Consider the following 22,868-nt stretch of genomic DNA (forward strand, 5'->3'; position numbering starts at 1 on the left):
GAAACAAGTTCTTTTTTTGTTACATTCCCCATTTAATTATCAATCCTGTATAGGTTAATCCGCCGCCAAACCCGAAAAGCAAAACGATTTGATCTTTTTGCAGCTTCCCGGCTTTCACTGCGAGATCGAGCGCCAAAACAATTGAAACCGAAGACGTGTTTCCGTAATGCTCAACACTAGTGAGCGTTTTTTCAATCGGGAACGGTGTTTTTTCACAAATTGACTCGATCATGCGCAAGTTGGCGCTGTGAGGAACAAACCAATCGAGATCATCAGAGCTGAGTCCTGCTTTATGTAAAAGCCGTTCAAATTCGCCAGGGACGGTTCTTGCGGCCCATTTATATACCTCGCGTCCGTTTTGCACCATTTTTCCAGAACCGACAAGCTGCACACCGTTTATTTCATTTCGCAGTCCGGCACGATACAAAATATCGCCGCCGTTCCCGCTTGTTCCTTGTACAGACGCAAGAAATCCCGGCGTCTCTTCATCTCGTTCCACTAACAGCGCACCAGCGGCATCGCCGAACAGAACGCATGTCGTTCGATCGGTATAATCCGTTACCTTTGATAACGTCTCTCCGGCGATCACGAGAATTTTTTGATGAAGGCCAGATGTGATCAATCCATTTGCCAAATGGAGGCCGTAAGTCAGCCCGGCGCATGTCGCATTAATATCCAGCGCGCCGGTGCTTTCCCAGCCGAAATATTCCTGTACGCGGCATGCCGTACTCGGAAAGGCGTAATCGGATGTGGTTGTGGCAACGAGGATCATATCGACATCATCAAGTGTTCCTTTATAACGGCTCTTGAGATTCTTCACCGCTTCTATGCATAAATCAGAGGTAAATTGATGTTCATCTGCAATCCGGCGTTCTCTCATTCCTGTGCGCTGAACGATCCATTCATCAGAGGTATCAACGATCTTTTCTAAATCTGCATTGGTTAAACGTCTGCTCGGCGCATAGGTGCCGATAGCTGTAATTTTTGCTTTTGACATATGAATCACTCCTTATGGTCAGATTATAACACTAGATATTAGTATCTGGTACTAAAAAGAAGGTTTTTTTACAAAAAAAGAGAAGTGTAGAATAGGGAATCTATGAAAAAGAAAAAGGAGGCTGAAAAATGGTCAGTCAAGAAGCAGTAGTCTTTTTGGCATTATCCGGGGCTATTGCGTTTCTGTTGCCAATCGGGCTGATTGTATGGTTTAAGCGAAAGTATGGCGCCTCGCTTAAAGTGTTTTTTATTGGCGCTCTCACGTTTTTTGTCTTCGCTCAGCTGCTGGAAGGCGGCGTTCATGTTTATGTACTGCAAGTGAATGAAATGACGAAAGAAGCGATGCAACATCCATTATGGTATGGCATTTACGGCTGCTTGATGGCCGGAATTTTTGAGGAGTGCGGAAGGTATATGATGATGCGATTTTTTATGAAGCGCCATCATACTTGGGCGGATGGTCTGGCTTTCGGGGCAGGCCATGGCGGGCTTGAAGCCATCCTGATTACAGGCTTGTCCTCTATCTCACTTATTGTATACGCATTTGCAATCAATAGCGGGACGTTTGAACAGCTTTTGGTCAATGGCGACGTCAAACAGGCGCTTTTGCCGATACAGGAGCAGCTGCTGCATACTCCTTCGTATGAATGGATGCTGGGCGGAATAGAAAGAGTCAGTGCCATTGCCGTCCAAATTGGGCTGTCTCTGCTTGTTTTGTACGCGGTTAAAAGCCGCCGGCCGCTGTTTTTGTTGTATTCTATTCTTTTACATGCACTGTTTAATGTACCGGCGGTTTTATATCAGAGAGGAATCATAGAGCATGCTGCAGCTGTTGAAATCATTATTGCTCTTATAGCGGCTTTATCAGTTTATTGGATTGTAAAAGCAAAAAGGGTGTTTCAATAAAAGGTCCAAGCAGCAGCAATGCCCGCTTGGAAAAATGTGAATGGAAATATTCATTAAGCATGGGTCATCAGAATATTTCTGATTCAGTCTTTACAATGACAGCAAGAATGTCTGTGTTTTTTACAAGAGAAACAATGGTGTTTCTTTTTCTTCTTCTCGCAAGGGTCATGGCATTCTTTCTTTTTCTTGCAATGGTCGTGGAAATCTTTATCGAACCACTCGTCAAAGAACCAAAAATCATCGAACCAATTGTGACAACGACATTTCTGTTCATGTGAATGACGACAGCACATAGAAATCCCTCCTCTTCCCATGCTCTCTACAGCATATGAGAGATTGATAGGAAAAGATTGGACGGGTCCCTCGGGAAAAGAGTATATTTTAAGTAGAAAATAAAAGGAGGAATGCCCTATGACGTCTGTACGTAAAACGATGGAGCTCATTAAAGAACTGGTATCGATCCCAAGCCCGACCGGAAATACATATGAGGTGATCAATTATATTGAAAGCCTTTTAAAAGAATGGAAGGTAGAAACGGTTCGGAACCACAAGGGCGGCTTAATTGCAACGCTTCCAGGACGCGACACATCCCGGCATCGCATGCTGACTGCGCACGTTGACACCCTCGGCGCTATGGTAAAGGAAATTAAAGCGGACGGCCGGCTGAAAATCGATTTAATCGGCGGGTTCCGCTACAACTCGATTGAGGGGGAGTATTGCCAAATTGAAACCGCCTCAGGAAAAACGTACACAGGCACAATCTTAATGCATCAAACGTCTGTGCACGTATACAAAGACGCGGGAAAGGCTGAGCGGAATCAAGAGAATATGGAGATCCGCCTAGATGAACCTGTTCACTGCCGGAAAGATACGGAGGAGCTTGGCATTGGCGTCGGAGACTTTGTGTCGTTTGATCCACGTGTCGAGATCACATCAAGCGGATTTATTAAATCGCGCCATTTGGATGACAAAGCAAGCGTCGCCTTATTGCTCCGCTTAATTCATGAAATTCAAACAGAAGACATTGAGCTGCCGTATACAACCCATTTTCTTATTTCCAATAATGAAGAAATCGGTTACGGCGGGAATTCGAATATTCCTCCTGAAACAGTTGAATATTTGGCGGTTGATATGGGCGCTATCGGTGACGGGCAGGCGACAGATGAATATTCAGTATCAATCTGTGTGAAGGATGCGAGCGGGCCGTATCATTATCAGCTCAGAAAGCATTTAGTTCAATTAGCCGAGAAGCATCATATTGACTATAAGCTTGATATATATCCGTACTACGGATCTGATGCATCAGCAGCGATCAAATCCGGGCATGATATTGTGCATGGCCTCATAGGGCCGGGAATTGACGCTTCCCATGCATTTGAACGCACCCATAAATCATCTCTTCGCCATACCGCTAAGCTTCTGTATTACTATGTACAGTCACCAATGGTATAAGGGGGAGGACCAATGAAGATTTATAAGCTGAAAAGCACATTCGGCTGGGAAGGTGATGACGGGTTGGGAGAACAGCTGATTCAGCAGATCCTTGCCGGAGAAAAAACCGCCACGTGCGCGCCGAAATCATTGTATTCAAAAGATGAATTGAGGGACGTTTATCAAACAGCGGGTCAGCTTGTTACCGTTTATGATAAACATGACAATCCAAGATGCAATATAAAAGTGACAGATGTCTTTGAAACCACCTTTGGTGCGCCTGATATGAGGTTAGTCAAAGGAGAGGGCAATGGAGACCGAATTGAGGAGTTTCAAGAGGATCATCGGATGGCATGGGCGGAACTGATCAAAAGCGGTGAACTGGAGCTGAATGAGGATACTGTTTTGATTACAGAACTGTTTGTGCTTGTTAAAGATTAAAAAAAGCCTGCGGGGCAAGAACCCCGCAGGCTTTTCATTAACCAGAAATGGTTGCGTTTTGTTCTGTTTTCGATTGGGACATAACAGTTTCTGCTTTCGCAGGATTAAACATGCCTTCCCATTTAGACATCACAACGGCAGCAAGCGCGTTACCAGTCAGGTTGACAACTGTACGTGCCATATCCATGATGCGGTCTACGCCGGCAATAAAGGCAAGTCCTTCAGCCGGAACGCCGATGGTGCCAAGCGTTGCAAGCAAGACAACAAAAGAAGTACCAGGCACGGCAGCCATCCCTTTGGATGTCACCATTAAGACGAGCACAAGCGTAATTTGGTGCCAAATCGTCAAATCAATGCCATATACCTGTGCTAAAAAGAGTGCGGCAATAGATTGATAGAGAACGGAACCGTCTAAGTTAAACGTGTAACCGATCGGAATGACAAATGAAACAATGCCTTTTGGACATCCGATTTTCTCCATTTTTTCCATGATACGCGGAAGAACCGTTTCAGAGCTGGACGTACTGAACGCCAGTAAGATTTCGTCCTTCATGTAAGCAAGGAACTTGAAGATGCTGATGCCGGCAATTTTTGCGACAATCCCGAAAATAACAATTAAGAAGAAAGCAAGCGCGACATAAACCAATCCGACGAGCTTTCCGAGAGAGATAAGAGAACCGAGTCCGAATTTAGACACAGTCACTCCGATAAGAGCGAAAACGCCGAATGGCGCCACTTTCATCACAAGGTTTACAACGTGGAACATGGCATGGGATACACCTTCAAAAAAGGCTAATACAGGCTTGCCTCTTTCACCGATTGCGGAAATACCCAATGCAAATAGTACTGTAAAGCAGATGATGGCTAGAAGATCCCCTTCGACCAATGACTGGAAGAAGTTTGTCGGCACAATATGGAGGAACGTTTCTGCCACTGATTTATTACTTTGTTCTTTTTCAGTTTCAACATATTGACTGATGTCCGATTTTTGAGCTTCGTGTATATTAACTCCTGTACCCGGATGGAAGATGTTTGCAAGGGCTAGTCCGAGAATAATGGCAAAAGTCGTGATGATCTCGAAGTACAGAATCGTTCTGAAGCCTAATTTACCGACTTGCTTTCCATTTCCTGCACCGGCTACACCGATGATTAAGCTGGAGACAACAATAGGAATCACTATCATTTTGATTAAGCGTAAAAAGAGATCCCCGATTGGCTGCAGGTAAGTAGGCAATGCTGGGTTGCCATACCAAATGACGCCAACAATGACACCTAGAATAAGTCCAACGAATATTTGTGTGGCTAATCCAAACTTAATTCTTTTCATAGATTACCTCCCAAAAAACAAAGTATCAACATATATCATGAATAGACATATATTTAATCTCACTATTAGATCAAATTATAATAGATAAGAAATCAATTCGTCTATAGTAAATTATATTTCGAAAATAAAGAATATTCAATGACATTATGATAATCACCAGAATTATCTAAAAACAGGTGAGCTTTGACCTAACCTGACTATTATTTCAAAATTAAGAGATATGTGAAAAAATAAGAAAATCCCACGCATAAGGCGCGGGATTTTCGCTCATTACAAATCGTTTACTTTTATACAGTCATTGCAGATATTACCATAACACTCATGCTGCTCTTCTATCTTTTTTCCGCATTCCGCACACTTTTTCGAAGGCAGGTTTCTAAAAAATTCTGTGATTTTCCCCAGCATAACCAATCCCTCTTTCCCCTTTGTAGTGATTTCATTGTAATATAACAGATTACAAAAATCAATAACTGTTTTGATACAATGTTTAAAACATGCTTTTTTCAAGAAAAATGGGTATATTGAAGGAGGATCAATTTTTTTGAAAAGATAGGAGGACATTATGAAAGTTACAGTTATCGGATGCTATGGCGGTTTTCCGGCCGCAAATGAAGCGACGTCAGGCTATTTGTTTCAGTCAGGTGATTACTCTCTGCTTGTTGATTGCGGCAGTGCCGTTTTGTCTAAGCTGTTCGGATATGTGCCGGCGGAAAAGCTGGATGCGGTCGTTCTGTCTCATTATCACCATGACCATATCGCTGATATCGGACCGCTGCAATTTGCCAAGCAAGTCGGTTCGTTTCTCGGCAAAGGAGAGCATACGCTTCCGATTTACGGACATGATGCTGATATAGAACAGTTTCAAAAGCTTACATATAAAACACATACAAAAGGGATCGCCTATCAGCCGGATCAGCCGTTGACTGCCGGTCCGTTTACGATCACCTTTTTAAAAACGATTCACCCGGTGACGTGCTATGCCATGCGGATTACTGACGGCAGCCACACTGTCGTTTATACTGCTGATTCCAGCTATCAGGATTCATTTATACCGTTTTCGAAAGATGCTGATTTATTGATCTCAGAATGCAATTTTTATGCCGATCAAGACGGAACAAGTGCAGGCCATATGAACAGCCTGGAAGCCGGGCGCATTGCAAAAGAAGCGGGAGCGGGAGAACTGCTGCTGACCCATTTGCCGCATTTTGGCGTGCATGACAACCTTCGCAAAGAAGCGAAAACCGTTTTTAACGGAGAAGTGAATATTGCGAAATCAGGTTTTGTGTGGGAAGGATAAAGGAGGAGCACCATGTTATTTATAGACAATCAAAATATCAATGATCCGCGGATCAATCTTGCTATTGAGGAGTACTGTGTAAAGCATTTAGACCCTGAACAGCAATATTTGCTCTTTTATGTGAATCAACCGTCTATTATCATTGGAAAAAACCAAAATACAATAGAAGAAATCAATACAAAATATGTTGAGGAAAACGGGATTATCGTCGTCCGCCGTTTATCAGGCGGGGGCGCTGTGTACCATGATCTGGGGAACTTGAACTTCAGCTTTATTACCAAGGATGACGGGGACAGCTTTCATAACTTTAAAAAATTCACTGAGCCGGTGATTCAGGCGTTACATCAGCTTGGGGTTGAAGCTGAATTAAGCGGCCGGAACGACATTGTAGTGGATGGCCGGAAAATATCCGGAAACGCTCAGTTTGCAACGAAAGGCCGTATTTTCAGCCACGGCACCCTCATGTTTGATTCAGCCATTGATCATGTTGTATCAGCATTAAAGGTGAAAAAGGATAAAATTGAATCAAAAGGCATCAAATCGATCAGAAGCCGAGTGGCAAACATCAGTGAGTTTCTCGATGATAAAATGACCACCGAAGCATTCCGCAGCCATTTGCTTCGCCATATTTTTAATACAAACGACATTGGAAACGTGCCGGAGTATAAGCTGACGGAAAAAGATTGGGAGACCATTCATCAAATTTCGAAAGAGCGCTATCAGAATTGGGATTGGAACTACGGCCGCTCACCAAAATTTAACCTTAATCATTCGAAGCGTTATCCGGTTGGATCGATCGATTTGCGCCTGGAAGTCAAGAAAGGCAAAATCGAGGACTGCAAAATCTTCGGAGATTTCTTCGGTGTCGGTGATGTATCTGAAATTGAAAACCTGCTGGTCGGAAAACAATACGAACGCAGCGTCATCGCTGATGTGCTCGAAGGTGTGAATCTCAAGCATTACTTTGGGAACATTACGAAAGAGGATTTCCTTGATCTGATTTATTAAGGCAAAACACATCGTTTGAAAGAGCGGTTGTGTTTTTGAAATAATGGAGGCAGGAGGGATTCACATGAAAGTGTTTTTAATCGGAGCGAACGGACAAATCGGGCAAAGACTTGTCTCTTTATTCCAAGATAATCCTGATCATTCCATCAGAGCGATGGTCAGAAAAGAAGAACAGAAAGCGTCTCTTGAAGCTGCCGGTGCAGAAGCTGTGCTTGCGAATCTGGAGGGCAGCCCGGAAGAAATCGCCGCTGCGGCAAAAGGTTGTGACGCGATCATTTTCACAGCTGGTTCCGGCGGCAGTACAGGCTATGATAAAACACTGCTGGTGGATCTCGATGGAGCGGCGAAAGCCATTGAAGCTGCGGACATTGCCGGAATCAAACGGTTTATTATGGTCAGCGCCCTGCAAGCCCATCACCGTGAAAATTGGAATGAGGCACTCAAGCCTTATTATGTGGCCAAGCATTATGCTGATAAAATTCTGGAAGCGAGCGGTTTAACCTATACGATCATCCGTCCGGGAGGCCTTCGCAATGAGCCTGGAACGGGAACTGTTTCAGCAGCGAAGGATCTGGAGCGGGGATTTATTTCCCGTGATGACGTTGCAAAAGCGGTCATTGCCTCTTTAGATGAGAAGAATACGGAAAATCGGGCCTTTGATCTGACAGAAGGAGATACGCCGATTGCCGAAGCATTGAAGAAACTATGACAGTACTGACACTCAGGGCTTTTTGCTCTTGAGTGTTTTTTTCTGTTTCTCTATAATGGAGGAGAAAGCTTGGCTTCAATAATGAATGACTATTCATTCACTTTAAGGGGTGGGAGAATGAATCTTGTTTCAAAATTGGAAGAAACAGCATCTGAGAAGCCCGACAGCATCGCATGCAGGTTTAAAGATCACATGATGACGTATCAAGAGCTGAATGAATATATTCAGCGATTTGCGGACGGCCTTCAGGAAGCCGGTATGGAGAAAGGGGACCATTTAGCTTTGCTGCTTGGCAATTCGCCTGATTTTATCATCGCGTTTTTTGGCGCTTTAAAAGCTGGGATCGTGGTTGTTCCCATCAATCCGTTGTACACGCCGACAGAAATTGGTTATATGCTGACAAATGGCGATGTAAAGGCAATCGTGGGCGTTAGCCAGCTTTTGCCGCTTTATGAGAGCATGCATGAGTCGCTGCCAAAGGTTGAGCTCGTCATTTTATGCCAGACGGGGGAGGCCGAGCCGGAAGCTGCGGACCCAGAGGTCAGGATGAAAATGACAACGTTTGCAAAAATATTGCGGCCGACATCTGCCGCTAAACAAAACCAAGAACTTGTCCCTGATGATACCGCGGTTATTTTATATACGTCAGGAACGACTGGAAAACCGAAAGGCGCGATGCTGACTCATCAGAATTTGTACAGCAATGCCAACGATGTTGCAGGCTATTTGGGAATGGATGAGAGGGACAATGTGGTCTGCGCTCTTCCCATGTTTCACGTGTTTTGTTTAACCGTCTGTATGAATGCACCGCTGATGAGCGGCGCAACTGTCTTGATTGAGCCTCAATTCAGTCCGGCATCTGTTTTTAAGCTTGTCAAGCAGCAGCAGGCGACCATTTTTGCCGGTGTGCCTACAATGTATAACTACTTGTTTCAGCATGAAAACGGAAAGAAAGATGATTTTTCTTCCATCCGGCTGTGCATTTCGGGAGGCGCGGCCATGCCAGTCGCGTTGCTGACGGCGTTTGAAGAAAAATTCGGTGTTACCATTTTGGAAGGCTACGGGCTCTCGGAAGCATCACCCGTCACGTGCTTTAACCCGTTTGACAGGGGCAGAAAGCCGGGCTCCATCGGGACAAGTATCTTACATGTCGAAAACAAGGTCGTAGATCCGCTCGGACGCGAGCTGCCCGCTCACCAGGTCGGCGAATTGATCGTGAAAGGCCCCAATGTGATGAAGGGCTATTATAAAATGCCGATGGAAACAGAGCATGCATTAAAAGACGGGTGGCTTTATACGGGGGACTTGGCAAGACGGGATGAGGACGGCTATTTTTACATTGTTGACCGGAAAAAAGACATGATCATTGTAGGAGGATACAATGTGTATCCGCGGGAGGTGGAGGAGGTGCTGTACAGCCATCCGGACGTCAAGGAGGCGGTTGTCATCGGCGTGCCGGACCCCCAAAGCGGGGAAGCGGTAAAGGGATATGTGGTGCCGAAACGCTCTGGGGTAACAGAGGAGGACATCATGCAGCACTGCGAAAAGCATCTGGCAAAATACAAGCGGCCTGCCGCCATTACGTTTCTTGACGATATTCCGAAAAATGCGACGGGGAAAATGCTCAGACGGGCACTGAGAGATATTTTGCCCCAATAAAATGAAAAAGCGAAGCGGTTAGCTTCGCTTTTTCATTTTCAATCTTTTGCTTCTTTTTTAATAATATTTAGCAGCGCCTTTGTATCATTTTTGCTCAATTTGTAGTATGTGCCATCCTTCGAAAAAACGGCTTGCTGGCTGCCGTCAATCCATAGTCTGAATGAGTCATACCGGTCTTTATGAAACTTGATTGTCCCTTCGTAATCAGGGGCTGATGTTTTTTCTGTCTTCACCTGTTTTCCCTGATTCATAATATCCAGCATATCTTTGACGTGCTGTCTTTTTTCAATCTCGATATCTTCCTGGCCGCTTGAAGACAGTGTGATCAAATCCGCGTCTACCGATTGATACACATCGCCTGATCGGCTGTAAAGATAAAAAAATGCTATAAACACAAGACCGATTACCACGATGGCTGCCACTATTTTTTTCATTTGCATCACTCCAAACATTGTTAGTTTTCCCAGCGTTCGGGCTTTCCATGCTTAAAAGGGTGGAAAAGTGCGGAACACAGCTTGGTTCTAAGAATTTGAATTTATGATTACAATAGAAGTAACGGGTTGATGTGAGGAGTGAGGCGTTATGCGCAAGTGGATTGCGGCAGCAGGACTTGCTTACGTGCTGTACGGGCTGTTTTTTTATTGGTATTTTTTCCTGTCGGGTGATTCTGCAATACCGGAAACCGTGAAAGGGACGCAGGCTGATCCGGCTTCTTTCATGAAGCCGTCTGAGCTGGCAGTGGCCGAGCAGTATTCGAACGTCAAGAATTTTTTATTTTTTATCGGGGTACCACTTGATTGGTTTCTGTTTTTTGTTCTGCTGGTCAGCGGTGTTTCAAAGAAAATCAAGAAATGGATGGAAGCGGCCGTGCCTTTTCGGTTTTTGCAGACTGTAGGTTTTGTGTTTGTGCTTTCGCTGATTACAACATTGGTGACGCTGCCTTTAGATTGGATAGGCTATCAAGTATCGCTTGACTATAACATTTCCACACAGACAACGGCCAGCTGGGCTAAGGATCAGGTTATCAGCTTTTGGATCAGTTTCCCAATCTTTGCGCTTTGCGTTCTCGTTTTTTATTGGCTGATCAAAAGGCATGAAAAAAAATGGTGGTTATACGCCTGGTTGTTAACAGTGCCGTTTTCGCTTTTTCTGTTTTTTATTCAGCCGGTCATTATCGATCCTTTATACAATGAATTTTATCCGCTGAAAAACAAAGAGCTTGAAAGCAAAATTTTAGAGCTGGCGGATGAAGCCAATATTCCGGCTGATCATGTATATGAAGTGAACATGTCAGAAAAAACAAATGCGCTGAATGCCTATGTTACAGGTATTGGGGCCAATAAACGGATTGTATTGTGGGATACGACACTGAACAAACTTGACGATTCAGAAATTCTGTTTATTATGGGCCACGAAATGGGCCATTATGTCATGAAGCACGTTTACATCGGTCTGGCTGGTTATTTGCTCGTGTCGCTCGCCGGATTTTATGTCATTGATAAGCTTTACAAGCGGGCGGTTCGCCTAACCCGCAGCATGTTTCATTTAGAAGGGCGGCATGATCTTGCGGCACTTCCGCTGTTATTGCTTTTGTTTTCCGTTTTGAGCTTTGCGGTGACGCCTTTTTCTAATGCTGTCTCGCGTTATCAGGAGAATAAGGCTGACCAGTATGGGATCGAGTTGACAGAGAACAGAGAAGCCGCTGTTAAAACGTTTCAGGATTTGGCCGTGACGGGGCTGAGCCAGGTTGATCCTCCGGTGCTTGTGAAGATTTTCAGAGGCAGCCATCCTTCGATCATGGAACGGATTCAACATGCGGAGAAAGAAGAGAATGCGCCGGAACATCAGGATGCTGACAAATAAAAAGAAGCAGGTATGGAGGAACCTGCTTCTTTTTACTATTATTGTGCAGCTGCTTGTACGTTGATTAACCCTTTTCCATAGTAGAAAGAGTTTCCAAGATATGTTGCAGTGCTTTCTAAACGATCACGGACTTGCGCGTTTGTCCAAGTCGGGTGCTTAGAAAGAATTAATGCTGCTGCTCCGGCAACGTGAGGAGTCGCCATGGATGTTCCGTTGTAAGCACCGTAAGTGCCACCAGGAAGTGTGCTTTGGATGGATACGCCAGGAGCCATCACATCAAGCTCAGAACCTGCGCTTGAGAATGAAGCTCTTTGGTTGCTGCTGTTTACCGCACCTACCGCAATAGTGGAAGGATATTTTGCAGGGTAGCCGACTGTGCTTGAGCTTCCGGACGAACCTTCGTTTCCGGCAGCGGCAGCAACGACGATACCGCTGGAAACGGCTTTATCAACGACTGTTTTCAGCGCTGTAGAACCAGTAGGTCCGCCAAGGCTCATGTTGATAACATCCATATTGTTGGAAATGGCCCACTCAATGCCGTTAATAATCCAGCTATATTGGCCGCTTCCTGTTGAATCAAGCACTTTTACTGCATATAATGATGCGCTTGGCGCTACGCCCAGAACACCGATTGAGTTATTAAGAGCGGCAATCGTACCGGCTACATGCGTACCGTGAGAACTGCCGTCCTGGTATGGGTCTGTTTCAGAAGGTACGAAGCTTGCTCCGCCTCTGACGTTTAAGTCAGGATGAGAAGAGTCAATTCCGCTGTCAATAACAGCTACTTTTACGTTAGAGCCTGTGTAGCCTTGAGAGTGAAGAGCCGGCGCTTTAATTTGAGAAATGCCATAAGGAACAGATTGCGCATATTCATGTGCAATATGATCTTCTTCCACATATGCAACGCTCGGATCTTTTTTCAATTCTTTTACAGCTTTTTCATCCAATGTTGCTGCGGCCGCGTTAACATACTTAAATTGCTTTTGAACCTTTCCGCCTTTTTCAGAAATAACATCCTTTTTCTTGGCGGAACTCATGGCACTCATTGTCTGTTTAAATCCAACAATGTATTTCTTTTCTGTACTGCTTTTTCCGGCAGCCTGCGCAGACATGTTGCTGAACGCCATCGTAAAGATTAATGTTAACGCAAACAACAAGCTGATCCACAATTTTTTGCTTCTCACTCTTTACCCTCTCCTTTTAAAAAATTCAGAGTAGACTTACTTAAAAGACTATTCTGTGAATTTATTGTAATAGATGGAATAATATTTTAGTAGACCCATTTTTTTGAGATGATTTTATCTCTATTTAGGTATATCATCTCTCGCTATTTCCGTAGAGACTCGAAATAACTATTTTCATACAGAAAAGAACGAAAATAGACATGAGTAAATGTTCATTATGCTGAAATGTCATGCTTTTTTAGGTTAAATGCTCCTGAGTCCCGGCAAATTTCTGTCGAAAAAATTCGTTCAAATGACCTGCGTGTGCTTCCGTGAGAACAATGGATATTATCGTGATATTTTTTCAAAGCATGATGATAAAAGTATTCTGAAAAATAAACTTTACAGAAAAGGTATAGAATGAAAAAATTATTGAGAGGGAGGAAGAAATAAGATGAACATTCGCCAAGCAAAGACATCAGATGCGGCCGCCATTGCGCCGTTGTTTAACCAATATCGGGAATTTTATAGACAGGCATCCGATTTGCAAGGGGCAGAGGCTTTTTTGAAAGCTCGTTTGGAAAATCACGAGTCTGTTATTTTGATAGCAGAAGAAAATGGAGAATTCATAGGCTTTACCCAGCTCTATCCAACGTTTTCTTCTGTGTCAATGAAAAGGATCTACATATTAAATGACTTATTTGTCGTTCCTCATGCGCGTACAAAGGGAGCCGGCGGCCGGCTGCTTTCTGCCGCAAAGGATTATGCAGAGGAAAACGGGGCAAAATGTTTAACACTTCAGACTGAGCACCACAACCGGAAGGCAAGAAGCTTGTATGAGCAAAACGGCTATGAAGAGGATACCGGATTTGTCCATTATTCTCTCAATGTGCCGGCGAAGTGAAAATGGCGGCTTGATGATTTGGTTTTTTGAACGTTCTTCGGTTACGATATAAATGAAAAGGAGTGTGCCGAATGTCAACGTTATTTCAAGCATTGCAGGCAGAAAAAAATGCCGATGATGTTTCAGTCCATGTGAACACCATATCAACAGAGGATTTGCCGAAGGATGGTGTCCTGATTAAAGTTGCTTATTCCGGCATCAATTACAAAGATGGTCTGGCCGGAAAAGCAGGAGGCAATATCGTCAGAGAGTATCCGCTTATTTTAGGCATTGATGCTGCGGGTACGGTCGTCTCTTCCAATGATCCGCGTTTTGCGGAGGGGGATGAGGTGATCGCGACAAGCTATGAGCTCGGTGTCTCCCGTGATGGTGGATTAAGTGAATACGCTTCGGTGCCTGGTGACTGGCTGGTGCCTTTGCCACAGAATCTTTCGTTAAAAGAAGCGATGGTGTACGGAACGGCGGGATTTACTGCGGCGTTATCAGTGCATCGGCTTGAACAGAACGGTCTGTCTCCGGAAAAAGGCAGCGTGCTAGTCACAGGAGCAACTGGCGGTGTCGGCGGAATTGCGGTATCGATGCTGAACAAGCGGGGCTATGATGTGGTGGCAAGTACCGGAAATCGGGAGGCGGCTGATTATTTGAAACAGCTCGGTGCAAGCGAAGTAATCAGCAGGGAAGATGTCTATGACGGAACGCTTAAGGCGCTGTCCAAGCAGCAATGGCAGGGGGCGGTTGATCCAGTCGGCGGAAAACAGCTTGCCTCGCTTTTAAGCAAAATTCAATACGGCGGATCTGTCGCAGTGAGCGGCTTAACCGGCGGAGGAGAAGTTCCGGCAACGGTGTATCCTTTTATTCTTCGCGGAGTAAGCCTGCTCGGAATCGATTCAGTATACTGTCCGATGGACGTCAGAGCCGCTGTTTGGGAGCGCATGTCTTCTGATCTCAAGCCTGATCAGCTGCTGACCATCGTGGACAGGGAAGTATCATTGGAAGAAACGCCGGGTGCGTTAAAAGATATTTTGCAAAATCGCATTCAAGGAAGAGTGATTGTGAAGCTTTAACAGGATCAGCTTGCAGAGAATGTTATTTTTCTGCAAGCTTTTTTGTGGACAGGATGATCAGCTGCTGAACTGCTGTGTCGTGAAACAAGATTTTCCTGTAAGCCGAACTTTCTCTTCTCATTTAAAAAATAATTGGTGATAATGATTCTCATTCCGTGTTATACTACTCTTGGACATCTTAACCATAGAAACTACCAACAGGAGAGACTGGAACATATGAAAAAAACACTGATTATTCTTACAGTTTTACTTCTTTCTGTCTTAACGGCTGCTTGCTCGTCTTCAAGCGGCAATCAAAACAGTAAAGACCATAAAGTGGCGGTAACACATGATTTAGGGAAGACAAATGTACCTGAGCATCCGGAGCGGGTTGTTGTTCTTGAGCTAGGTTTTATTGATACACTGCTTGATCTCGGCATTACGCCTGTCGGGGTTGCCGATGACAACAAAGCGAAGCAGCTGATCAACAAGGATGTGCTGAAGAAAATTGACGGCTACACATCTGTCGGCACTCGCTCACAGCCAAGCATGGAAAAAATCGCTTCATTAAAACCCGATTTAATTATTGCTGACACGACCCGACATAAGAAGGTGTACGATCAGCTGAAAAAAATAGCGCCGACGATTGCACTTAATAATTTAAATGCTGATTATCAGGATACAATTGACGCTTCGCTTACAATTGCAAAAGCAGTCGGCAAGGAGAAGAAAATGGAGAAAAAGCTGACGGCGCATGAAGAAAAGCTTAGCGAGACAAAGCAGAAAATCAGCGCGAACAGCCAGTCCGTGCTTTTGATCGGAAATACAAATGATACCATTATGGCCAGGGATGAAAACTTCTTTACATCGAGACTTTTAACACAGGTCGGCTATCGATATGCAATCAGTACGTCAGGCAATAGCGATTCAAGCAATGGCGGCGACTCTGTGAATATGAAAATGACACTGGAGCAGCTGCTGAAAACAGATCCGGATGTGATCATCCTGATGACAGGAAAAACAGATGACCTCGACGCCGACGGTAAACGCCCGATCGAAAAGAATGTCCTTTGGAAAAAACTGAAGGCAGTGAAAAACGGGCATGTATACCACGTGGACCGTGCGGTGTGGTCTCTGCGCCGCAGTGTAGACGGGGCGAATGCCATTTTGGACGAGCTTCAAAAAGAGATGCCGGCTGCTAAGAAATAAAAGAAAAGACAGGCAAACGCCTGTCTTTTTCTTATTTGATAAAGCCGGATAAGTGGCTGTTGATATTATAGTCTTTTATCCGCCATTTTTCTTCTGCAAATTCAATGTTGCTGAGGCAGGCGTTGACGAGACGGGTGCTTTGAAGCTCCGGGTCACCGCCGGATATTTCTGTCAGCAGGGCGTGAATTGCCGCACCGTGCGCCACGATCAGCACCTTCTTGTTTGGATACGCCTGGTTCACTTTTGCCAAACCGCCCATCAGCCTGTCAGTGAGTTCTTCTAAGGTTTCCATATTCGGATAGATGTTATCTGGATAGCGCTTTGTCCGTTCCTCCAGCGGCATGCCCTCCGCGTCGCCGTAATCGCGTTCCTTAAAATCATCCATCTCGACTATCGGAAGATGCAGATATTCATTAATAATTTCCGCGGTTCTTTTCGCTCTTTTCAGCGGGCTCGTCACAATAATATCCCAAGAAAAGTCCTTTACATATTCTCCGGTTTCTCTTGCTTGGCGTTCACCTGTTGCGTTTAGCGGGATATCGGTTTTGCCTTGGCATTTTTGCTGCAGGTTCCAATCGGTTTCTCCATGTCTTACTAAACAAACGGCTGTCATAAAATCCCCTTCCTGACTTTATTCATATCGCTATTATACTAAATCGAAAGCGTGTGTCCTATGAAAAAGCCTATGCAAGAACTTCAAATAATAAAGCCAGTCCGATTCCGCCGCCGCTTCCGATGGCTGCAACAGCATATTGACAGTCTGGCCGTCTTTTCGCTTCATAAAACAATCTGGTTACCAGAGCTGCACCTGATGCACCGTACGGATGGCCAAGAGCTAATGCGCCGCCGCGCACATTGATTTTTGAAAAGGGAATGCCGAGTTCTTGCGAGCAGACACAAATTTTGACGGCAAAGGCTTCATTGATTTCAAATAAACCGATATCCTCAGGTGTTACATCGTGTGTATGTAAGAGATTACGGATCGCATCAACCGGTGCCGCGGGCGGATAGTTGGGGTGAATCCCGCTGACAGCGCTGCCGATAAACCGGAGAACAGGCTTAAGTCCCAGGGCTGCCGCTTTTTCTTCTTCCATTACCAAAAGAGCCGCTGCTCCGTCTGCTATGCCACTGCTGTTGGCTGCTGTGACTGTTCCGGAGCTGGTGTCGAAAACCGGCTTTGCACGGGGAATAATCGCTTCTATTGGCCGCGTTTTCAAAAATGCTTCGTCCGTCTCCAATTCCCCGAGAGCAACAACTTCTTCACGGTAAAATCCTTCCTCATGCGCGTTCCTGCTGCGTTGATGGCTGAGAAGCGCGTACTCATCCTGCATGCTTCTGCTGATGGAATAGCGTGCAGCCGTATATTCTGCTGCAATGCCCATGTCTGGATCGCCAATCGCATCTGGAGAAAAGCGGGCCCGTTCTGAAAAAGGGGATTGGCTGCTGCTTTCTGAGCCGCCCGCGATATACATCGTGCCGGCTCCCGCTTGAATAAGGCTGCAGGCATAGCGCACAGCTTCAAGGCCTGAGCCGCACTGTCTGTCAATTGTCATTCCGGGAACCGATAAAGGCAGTCCGGCTTGAAGGGCTGACAGTCTGGCCAGGTTGCCGCCTCTGCCAGTAGCGTTTCCGAGAATGACCTCGTCAACTTGATCCTCTAGCTTTCGGCTGAGACAGCGGATGATGGGAGCCGCCAAATCCTCCGGCAGGAAGGGCTTCAGCAGTCCGTTTTGATTTCCAAAGATCGTTCGTTTTGCATCAACAATAACCGCATTCATTTATACTGTATACTCTCTTCCAGCCATTTTTTCACTCTGGAACGGGCAATTTTTCCGCTGCTCGTTTCCGGCAAGCTGTCTGCAAACACCCATTTTTTCGGAATTTTATAGGAGGCTAATTTCTGTTTACACCAGGCTTTAAGTGTTCTGGCATTAGCGTTTCCAAGAATGACAGCTACAGCGATTTCTCCCCAATACTCGTCGGGAATGCCAACGACAGCCGCGCTTTCAACCTCTGGGCAGGCGAGAAGCACACGTTCAATTTCTTCTGGGAAAATATTTAATCCTCCGTACACGATCATCCCGTTTTCTCTTCCTGATATGTATAGAAAGCCCTCTTCATCAACGTAGCCCATATCATCTACTGTCATCCATTCATCTGGTGTGCTGCCGTTCACATAGCCGGAAAACCTCATCGGGCTTTTGACAAATATTTTTCCGATTTCTCCTGGCTGGCAGCGTTCTCCTCCAGCGTTGAGGATTTCGATCCGGACATTATGAAAAGGGCGGCCCGCTGAATGCGGCTTCCGTTTGCTGTCTTCCGGTGAAGAAAACGTCACAAAACTAAGCTCTGATGTGCCGTAAAAATCGTACAGCTTGAGATGAGGCCATGCAGCGGCAAGCTTCTCCTTGGATTCTGCCGGCCAGTCTGCGCCGGATGAAATGATTTTGACGGGACTGTCGGGAAAACCCTCAATCCTTGCGAGGGCGTCTGTCATCGTCGGTACGGTATAGAGAACACTGATGGATTCACGGCACAGCCATTCCTTCGCTTTGGCAGGAGAAAACTTTTTCAGCAAACAAACGGTTCCTCCAAGAAACAAAGTGCTGACTGCCCCGTATAAGAAGTGAGAGGACATTAACGTCCCGGGAATCAATACCGTGTCATTTGATGAAATCGAAAAATCTGTTTCTGTACAGGTAAAGCTCTCTATCCATGAGCGGTGAGATCGCGTAAAGGCCTTCGGTTTTCCTGTCGAGCCCGACGTAAATCCCATATAAAAAGGGTGCTCCGGATCAATGGTAGGCAAGGGATCAGCGGTTGCTTCAGAAATATCTGCCATACAGTTATCCAGCAAAACAACAGGTGTCTGGCTATCTGTCAGTTTGTTTTTGAAAAAGGCTAAAGTAACCACAAGATCCGCATTGCTTATGGACAGCCGCTCCTTACATTCAGCCGGGCTCCAGCGTGTGTCGATGGGAATGGCTGTGCATCCAGCCGCTGCGGCTCCGGCAAACAGATGTAAAAACGCCAGACTATTTGGGAGCAGGATCGCCACACGATTCGGCATGCTCGGCTGTGACCGCAGCCAATTTGCGGTTTGAGAGACAAGCCGATCCCAATCATGGTACGTGATTTGCTCCGAATCAGTCTGGATCGCTACACGGCCGGGCGATGTTTCGGCAGTAGATGAATAGGTATGAGTAATTGTCATGTAGTGTCATCCTCCTTTTGTAAACATCGTATCAGAAAGAGACAAGGCTTGAGTGATTTTTATCGCCAGAAATGCAGATACAGCCGCTTTTATCAAATCACCAGGCACATATGCAAGGCTCATGAAGGCGGCCTGTGACAAATCAATATGCATGATAAAAGCTTGTACCGGTATACCAAGCAGATAAATAAAGATGATGCCGAATACGATATGAGTGAAAAAGAGACGCAATACTGTCACCTTCCGCAGCCTGTTAGCGGCTAAACTGATCAGCCATGAAGCGAGGGGATAAGCAATCAAAAAGCCTGCGCTCGGTCCGAAAAACACACCAAAACCGCCTCGTCCGCCGGGCAACAGCGGCGCTCCGAAGGCGACGAGCAGCAAAAAGACAAGCTGGCTTAAGAAAGCAGACTTTGGCCTGAGAATGCTGCCTGCCAACATGACACCAAGTGTTTGCAATGTAATCGGAACGGGTGTAAAGGATAAGAAGAGAGGGGGCATAAAGCCGAGCACTGCCATCAGCGCGGTGAAAATCGCAATATGCATCATGTCGATTAATTTCAGCATGTGAAATCCTCCAAACAGTAATCAAATATGGTTATACAATAAATGCAGGTAATTATTATGTCAACTGATTTTTAATTTAAGTTTACATAATGAACGCAAAAAAACCGGCCGTATGGCAGACCGGTTTTTGATGGTTATTCTTCTGTCAGGATGACAAGCGAATCAACGGAAGCGGCCACATGGGAAACGGCGCGGCTGACTTCCTGAAGCCCTCCAAGAAAGGCTTGCAGATCGACGTCGATTTTGCCTGATTGCTCTTTGCTGATTTTCATGCTGTGGACGATTTCATCGAATAAGCGGTTAATTTGCGTCATTTTTTCTTTACTTTCGCTGACTAGCTCATTCACGTCTTTGATATGCTTGGATACAATGTTGATTTGTGTATTCGTATTGTTCACAAGCTCAGAAACAGTAGAGACGGTTTTTTTCGTATCCTCAGAAAGCTTCCGCACTTCATTTGCCACGACAGCAAAGCCTTTGCCGTGTTCTCCGGCGCGGGCGGATTCAATAGATGCATTGAGCGAGAGAAGGTTTGTTTGTTCAGCTATGCCTGTGACGATGCCGAAGATTTTTTCAATTTGCTGCGCGATTTCATCCAGCTTGACCATTTCTTTTTCGATTTGGACAAGGCTTGTGTCAATTTTGTTCATCTGTTTTTGCTGGACTTCTAGCTCTTTTTTTCCGCCGATCGACTTTTCTTCAACAGTGCTGGATGTTACAGTGCCGGCTTTGGATGCTTGAGAAATGCCTTCAGATTTGTCCACAAGCTCTTGAACTGATCTGCTTGTTTCTGAAAACAGATTGGCAATCGATCCAGAGGTTTCTTGAATTTTCTGATGAAGAAGGTTTTTCTTTTCTTCTTGTTCATCACGGGTTTGGTTGTACTCGCTTTGAAACGCTTCAAGGACAAGCTGCTGTTCTAAGTTCAAGATTTTTGTTGTTGCTTTAATGGCTTTTAGCAGTTCTTGCTGATTTGAAATGGACGCTTCATAAATGTCAATCATTGACAAAAGAAGCTCTTGAAACGCACCCATATACCATTTTGGCAAAAGGCCGATTCTTAAATGGATGGAGGCGATTCGGTTACGCTTTTCAATGAATTCATCATCGATAACGCCTGCAAACATTTCCTGAATATGTTGTTTTAACGTTTGTTTTAAGCGGTCAACTGAGCTGTGATCATTAATGATATCCATCAATGAGCTTTCATGGTCAAGGTTTTTATAAAACGCATCAACGATATTTACGATATTTTCTTGAATGAGTGGCTGAAGCTGCTCTAACACGTAAAGCTCAGCATCTCCCAACCTGACCATTTTGAGCTGTTTTTTGACATCTGCATGTTTGTTTGTGAGCTGAATGCGGTTTTTTTGCTGTCCGTTTGAATCTGAAAAGTAAGCTGTTTCTTGTTTTCTGTCTTTTTTAAATAACAATACAATGATCCCCCTTGGGAAAAATATAATTTTTACTTTTTGGCTTTTTAAGCCTTTTTCTTTTTTATCGGCCAAGGGAAACATGAATGAAGCTGCAGATGAAAAATATTTGAAAAACCGTTCATTAAAATGAACGGTTTAATCGAGATCTATTTGTTTTAATGGTTTAATGGCCGGACCCTCTACAACTTCGCCAGATGGCTTAAAGCGTGACCCGTGGCACGGACAATCCCACGTATGCTCACTGTCGTTCCACTCGACCTCGCAGCCTAAATGGGTACAAGTCGTATCAACGAGATGGAGGCAGCCTGTCTCATCCCGAAATGCTCCCGCTCGCCTGCCGTTTATGGTGACGGCTTTCCCTTCTCCTGGCGAAATGTCTTCAAATTGGACATCAGGCTTTTCAAGCTTTCCTTTAATCAAATGCTTGGCGACATCGGCATTGTAGGAAATCACTTTCTGCAACCCGGGATTCAGATGGAAACGGGACGGAGTGAAAATGCTTTCGTATGGATTGTCTTTTTTCTCTACAAGGTCTGACAATAGAGTGGCTGCGACTGCTGAGGACGTCATGCCCCATTTTTTGAACCCGGTCGCTACTAGAATATTGTCCTCATTTTCCGACATCGGCCCGATAAACGGGATTTTGTCGATCGTCACTAGATCTTGTGTGGACCAATAATATGGAATGCTTTCGATGCCGATGGAGCTTTCGGCCAGTTGTCTCAGTGTTTCATAATGTGTAGACATGGCTTTTCCCTGGCCTGTTTTATGGCTTACTCCGCTGAAGAGAATCAGCTTTTCACCGTTTACAACCGTATAGCGGAGCGCCACTGACGGCTGATCGATACTCAAATACATGCCCTCGGGATACTCGATCTTCGGCTTGATGGCAAGGACATAAGATCTGTCGGAGTACATTCTCGCAGCATATAATCCGCCTCCGTCATAAAAAGGGAAGTGGGAACAGCATATGATAAAGCGGCTCTTAATGGCGTGCCGGCTTTTTGTTACCACTTCGGGCCTTTCGCCTTTTTTGATATCAAGCGCAACGGTCTCTTCATAAATTCGGCCGCCTTTTTGAACAATTTGCTCCAGAAGCGCTTTTAAGTATTGAAGCGGATGAAATTGAGCTTGATTCTTCATGACAAGCGCCAGCTTAGAACCTAAGGGAATTGGAAGATCCTTGATAAGGTCTCTTTCAATTCCCAGCTTTGTGTATGCCTCATGCTCGGTGCGGATTTTTTGAACATTTTTTTCATTTGCCGTATAAAGATATGCGTCTTGCTCGATCCATTCACAATCAATTTGATGTTCATCCACAATGCCTTTTATGTAATCAATTGCGTTTTGGTTTGCTTCATAATAAAGCCTCGCATGGTTTAATCCGAAATGGCGGATAAATTCGTCGTATATCATGTCATGCTGTGCGGTAACTTTAGCAGTTGTATGCGCAGTGGTTCCGTTAAGAACCTGATTTGCTTCAATCAAAACGACACGGAAGCCTCTCTTCGTAAGTTCATATGCCGTTGTGATTCCCGTAATCCCGCCTCCGATAATGGTGACGTCACATTCAGTGTCCTCTTGAAGCGCAGGAAAAGAAGGCAGGTCAGTTGATGTTTTCCAGTATGTTTCAGGTGCTTCCTTTGCAAAATGTTGATTAGCCAAGCCGTTATACCTCCAATCAGATTTATTCTT

General features: G+C 45.1%; 23 protein-coding genes and 1 pseudogene. 12 read left to right on the forward strand and 12 right to left on the reverse strand.

Annotated elements, in window-relative coordinates; all coding sequences use genetic code 11:
- Positions 1–19 precede the first annotated feature (19 nt).
- Entirely contained in the window at positions 20–997 is a 978-nt protein-coding gene (gene fabHB / locus M1D65_RS05510) for a beta-ketoacyl-ACP synthase III FabHB (RefSeq protein ID WP_029317561.1), read from the reverse strand.
- Positions 998–1,125: 128 nt separating this feature from the next.
- On the opposite strand from fabHB, the gene M1D65_RS05515 reads away from it, so the two are divergent.
- The 4 genes from M1D65_RS05515 to M1D65_RS05530 all read left to right on the forward strand — a co-directional run bounded on the left by M1D65_RS05515 (position 1,126) and on the right by M1D65_RS05530 (position 3,774).
- Entirely contained in the window at positions 1,126–1,902 is a 777-nt protein-coding gene (locus M1D65_RS05515) for a YhfC family intramembrane metalloprotease (RefSeq protein ID WP_021479628.1), read from the forward strand.
- Between the two features lie 59 nt (positions 1,903–1,961).
- Entirely contained in the window at positions 1,962–2,180 is a 219-nt protein-coding gene (locus M1D65_RS05520; protein ID WP_170948348.1) for a hypothetical protein, read from the forward strand.
- Between the two features lie 133 nt (positions 2,181–2,313).
- A complete protein-coding gene (locus M1D65_RS05525; RefSeq protein WP_014479351.1) occupies positions 2,314–3,354 on the forward strand; it encodes a M42 family metallopeptidase in 1,041 nt (346 codons plus the stop codon).
- Positions 3,355–3,366: 12 nt separating this feature from the next.
- Positions 3,367–3,774, forward strand: a complete 408-nt coding sequence (locus M1D65_RS05530) for an ASCH domain-containing protein (protein ID WP_003233192.1) — start codon at positions 3,367–3,369, stop codon at positions 3,772–3,774.
- A gap of 37 nt (positions 3,775–3,811) precedes the next feature.
- Here the strand turns inward: M1D65_RS05530 and gltT are convergent, their stop codons facing one another.
- Complete coding sequence (gene gltT / locus M1D65_RS05535; RefSeq protein WP_003245579.1) at positions 3,812–5,101, reverse strand: glutamate/proton symporter GltT; 1,290 nt, start codon at positions 5,099–5,101, stop codon at positions 3,812–3,814.
- A gap of 270 nt (positions 5,102–5,371) precedes the next feature.
- Positions 5,372–5,506 carry a protein YhfH gene (gene yhfH / locus M1D65_RS05540; protein ID WP_003244802.1) on the reverse strand — a complete coding sequence of 45 codons (135 nt, stop codon included), beginning with the start codon at positions 5,504–5,506 and terminating at the stop codon, positions 5,372–5,374.
- A 157-nt stretch (positions 5,507–5,663) separates the two neighbouring features.
- On the opposite strand from yhfH, the gene M1D65_RS05545 reads away from it, so the two are divergent.
- From M1D65_RS05545 to lcfB, 4 genes are all read left to right on the forward strand, one after another.
- Positions 5,664–6,398, forward strand: coding sequence for an MBL fold metallo-hydrolase (locus M1D65_RS05545; protein ID WP_003233185.1), 735 nt, complete (start codon positions 5,664–5,666; stop codon positions 6,396–6,398).
- A gap of 12 nt (positions 6,399–6,410) precedes the next feature.
- Entirely contained in the window at positions 6,411–7,406 is a 996-nt protein-coding gene (gene lplJ, locus M1D65_RS05550) for a lipoate--protein ligase LplJ (protein WP_064671194.1), read from the forward strand.
- A 64-nt stretch (positions 7,407–7,470) separates the two neighbouring features.
- A complete protein-coding gene (locus M1D65_RS05555) occupies positions 7,471–8,115 on the forward strand; it encodes an SDR family oxidoreductase (protein WP_038829134.1) in 645 nt (214 codons plus the stop codon).
- Between the two features lie 117 nt (positions 8,116–8,232).
- Positions 8,233–9,774 carry a long-chain-fatty-acid--CoA ligase LcfB gene (gene lcfB, locus M1D65_RS05560; protein ID WP_064671195.1) on the forward strand — a complete coding sequence of 514 codons (1,542 nt, stop codon included), beginning with the start codon at positions 8,233–8,235 and terminating at the stop codon, positions 9,772–9,774.
- A gap of 38 nt (positions 9,775–9,812) precedes the next feature.
- Here lcfB and M1D65_RS05565 read toward each other — a convergent pair whose 3' ends face one another.
- Positions 9,813–10,208 carry a hypothetical protein gene (locus M1D65_RS05565; RefSeq protein ID WP_014479359.1) on the reverse strand — a complete coding sequence of 132 codons (396 nt, stop codon included), beginning with the start codon at positions 10,206–10,208 and terminating at the stop codon, positions 9,813–9,815.
- A gap of 148 nt (positions 10,209–10,356) precedes the next feature.
- Here M1D65_RS05565 and M1D65_RS05570 point away from each other — a divergent pair, with 148 nt between their 5' ends.
- Complete coding sequence (locus M1D65_RS05570) at positions 10,357–11,637, forward strand: M48 family metallopeptidase (protein ID WP_064671196.1); 1,281 nt, start codon at positions 10,357–10,359, stop codon at positions 11,635–11,637.
- A gap of 38 nt (positions 11,638–11,675) precedes the next feature.
- On the opposite strand, the gene aprE is transcribed toward M1D65_RS05570, so the two are convergent.
- Positions 11,676–12,821 carry a subtilisin AprE gene (gene aprE / locus M1D65_RS05575; protein WP_456270803.1) on the reverse strand — a complete coding sequence of 382 codons (1,146 nt, stop codon included), beginning with the start codon at positions 12,819–12,821 and terminating at the stop codon, positions 11,676–11,678.
- A 433-nt stretch (positions 12,822–13,254) separates the two neighbouring features.
- On the opposite strand from aprE, the gene M1D65_RS05580 reads away from it, so the two are divergent.
- The 3 genes from M1D65_RS05580 (at position 13,255) to M1D65_RS05590 (ending at position 15,956) form a co-directional block, all read left to right on the forward strand.
- Positions 13,255–13,704, forward strand: a complete 450-nt coding sequence (locus M1D65_RS05580; RefSeq protein ID WP_064671197.1) for a GNAT family N-acetyltransferase — start codon at positions 13,255–13,257, stop codon at positions 13,702–13,704.
- Between the two features lie 71 nt (positions 13,705–13,775).
- Entirely contained in the window at positions 13,776–14,768 is a 993-nt protein-coding gene (locus tag M1D65_RS05585; protein WP_033883076.1) for an NADPH:quinone oxidoreductase family protein, read from the forward strand.
- 216 nt (positions 14,769–14,984) lie between these two features.
- Positions 14,985–15,956, forward strand: a complete 972-nt coding sequence (locus M1D65_RS05590) for an ABC transporter substrate-binding protein (protein ID WP_064671198.1) — start codon at positions 14,985–14,987, stop codon at positions 15,954–15,956.
- Positions 15,957–15,987: 31 nt separating this feature from the next.
- On the opposite strand, the gene phoE is transcribed toward M1D65_RS05590, so the two are convergent.
- The 7 genes and pseudogenes from phoE to M1D65_RS05625 all read right to left on the reverse strand — a co-directional run bounded on the left by phoE (position 15,988) and on the right by M1D65_RS05625 (position 22,838).
- Positions 15,988–16,569 (reverse strand): phosphatase PhoE, encoded by a 582-nt coding sequence (gene phoE / locus M1D65_RS05595; RefSeq protein WP_003233157.1) that lies wholly within the window; start codon positions 16,567–16,569, stop codon positions 15,988–15,990.
- Between the two features lie 70 nt (positions 16,570–16,639).
- Positions 16,640–17,734, reverse strand: coding sequence for an acetyl-CoA C-acyltransferase (locus M1D65_RS05600; protein ID WP_064671199.1), 1,095 nt, complete (start codon positions 17,732–17,734; stop codon positions 16,640–16,642).
- On the reverse strand, positions 17,731–19,170 hold the full coding sequence (locus M1D65_RS05605) for an acyl-CoA synthetase (protein WP_064671200.1): 1,440 nt from the start codon (positions 19,168–19,170) through the stop codon (positions 17,731–17,733). The genes M1D65_RS05600 and M1D65_RS05605 overlap by 4 nt, the downstream gene beginning before the upstream one ends.
- Positions 19,171–19,176: 6 nt before the next feature.
- Positions 19,177–19,737, reverse strand: coding sequence for a biotin transporter BioY (locus tag M1D65_RS05610; RefSeq protein WP_003233151.1), 561 nt, complete (start codon positions 19,735–19,737; stop codon positions 19,177–19,179).
- A gap of 134 nt (positions 19,738–19,871) precedes the next feature.
- Entirely contained in the window at positions 19,872–20,387 is a 516-nt protein-coding gene (locus tag M1D65_RS05615; RefSeq protein ID WP_326255844.1) for a methyl-accepting chemotaxis protein, read from the reverse strand.
- Positions 20,388–20,675: 288 nt separating this feature from the next.
- Positions 20,676–21,254: pseudogene (locus M1D65_RS05620) on the reverse strand (protoglobin domain-containing protein); the annotation flags it as partial.
- A gap of 54 nt (positions 21,255–21,308) precedes the next feature.
- Entirely contained in the window at positions 21,309–22,838 is a 1,530-nt protein-coding gene (locus tag M1D65_RS05625) for an FAD-dependent oxidoreductase (RefSeq protein ID WP_064671201.1), read from the reverse strand.
- Positions 22,839–22,868: the final 30 nt, after the last annotated feature.

The organism is Bacillus sp. JZ39 (assembly GCF_053903145.1).

What these genes read in the sequence shown, in the direction of transcription:
- gltT (WP_003245579.1), bottom strand. Translation starts at nt 5,101, where the DNA reads ATGAAAAGAATTAAGTTTGGATTAGCCACACAAATATTCGTTGGACTT.
- lcfB (WP_064671195.1), top strand. Translation starts at nt 8,233, where the DNA reads ATGAATCTTGTTTCAAAATTGGAAGAAACAGCATCTGAGAAGCCCGAC.
- M1D65_RS05605 (WP_064671200.1), bottom strand. Translation starts at nt 19,170, where the DNA reads ATGACAATTACTCATACCTATTCATCTACTGCCGAAACATCGCCCGGC.
- fabHB (WP_029317561.1), bottom strand. Translation starts at nt 997, where the DNA reads ATGTCAAAAGCAAAAATTACAGCTATCGGCACCTATGCGCCGAGCAGA.
- M1D65_RS05565 (WP_014479359.1), bottom strand. Translation starts at nt 10,208, where the DNA reads ATGAAAAAAATAGTGGCAGCCATCGTGGTAATCGGTCTTGTGTTTATA.
- lplJ (WP_064671194.1), top strand. Translation starts at nt 6,411, where the DNA reads ATGTTATTTATAGACAATCAAAATATCAATGATCCGCGGATCAATCTT.
- M1D65_RS05610 (WP_003233151.1), bottom strand. Translation starts at nt 19,737, where the DNA reads ATGCTGAAATTAATCGACATGATGCATATTGCGATTTTCACCGCGCTG.
- M1D65_RS05600 (WP_064671199.1), bottom strand. Translation starts at nt 17,734, where the DNA reads ATGAATGCGGTTATTGTTGATGCAAAACGAACGATCTTTGGAAATCAA.
- M1D65_RS05570 (WP_064671196.1), top strand. Translation starts at nt 10,357, where the DNA reads ATGCGCAAGTGGATTGCGGCAGCAGGACTTGCTTACGTGCTGTACGGG.
- M1D65_RS05615 (WP_326255844.1), bottom strand. Translation starts at nt 20,387, where the DNA reads ATGAACAAAATTGACACAAGCCTTGTCCAAATCGAAAAAGAAATGGTC.
- M1D65_RS05525 (WP_014479351.1), top strand. Translation starts at nt 2,314, where the DNA reads ATGACGTCTGTACGTAAAACGATGGAGCTCATTAAAGAACTGGTATCG.
- yhfH (WP_003244802.1), bottom strand. Translation starts at nt 5,506, where the DNA reads ATGCTGGGGAAAATCACAGAATTTTTTAGAAACCTGCCTTCGAAAAAG.
- M1D65_RS05590 (WP_064671198.1), top strand. Translation starts at nt 14,985, where the DNA reads ATGAAAAAAACACTGATTATTCTTACAGTTTTACTTCTTTCTGTCTTA.
- M1D65_RS05515 (WP_021479628.1), top strand. Translation starts at nt 1,126, where the DNA reads ATGGTCAGTCAAGAAGCAGTAGTCTTTTTGGCATTATCCGGGGCTATT.
- M1D65_RS05530 (WP_003233192.1), top strand. Translation starts at nt 3,367, where the DNA reads ATGAAGATTTATAAGCTGAAAAGCACATTCGGCTGGGAAGGTGATGAC.
- M1D65_RS05585 (WP_033883076.1), top strand. Translation starts at nt 13,776, where the DNA reads ATGTCAACGTTATTTCAAGCATTGCAGGCAGAAAAAAATGCCGATGAT.
- M1D65_RS05520 (WP_170948348.1), top strand. Translation starts at nt 1,962, where the DNA reads ATGGGTCATCAGAATATTTCTGATTCAGTCTTTACAATGACAGCAAGA.
- M1D65_RS05580 (WP_064671197.1), top strand. Translation starts at nt 13,255, where the DNA reads ATGAACATTCGCCAAGCAAAGACATCAGATGCGGCCGCCATTGCGCCG.
- M1D65_RS05555 (WP_038829134.1), top strand. Translation starts at nt 7,471, where the DNA reads ATGAAAGTGTTTTTAATCGGAGCGAACGGACAAATCGGGCAAAGACTT.
- M1D65_RS05545 (WP_003233185.1), top strand. Translation starts at nt 5,664, where the DNA reads ATGAAAGTTACAGTTATCGGATGCTATGGCGGTTTTCCGGCCGCAAAT.
- phoE (WP_003233157.1), bottom strand. Translation starts at nt 16,569, where the DNA reads ATGACAGCCGTTTGTTTAGTAAGACATGGAGAAACCGATTGGAACCTG.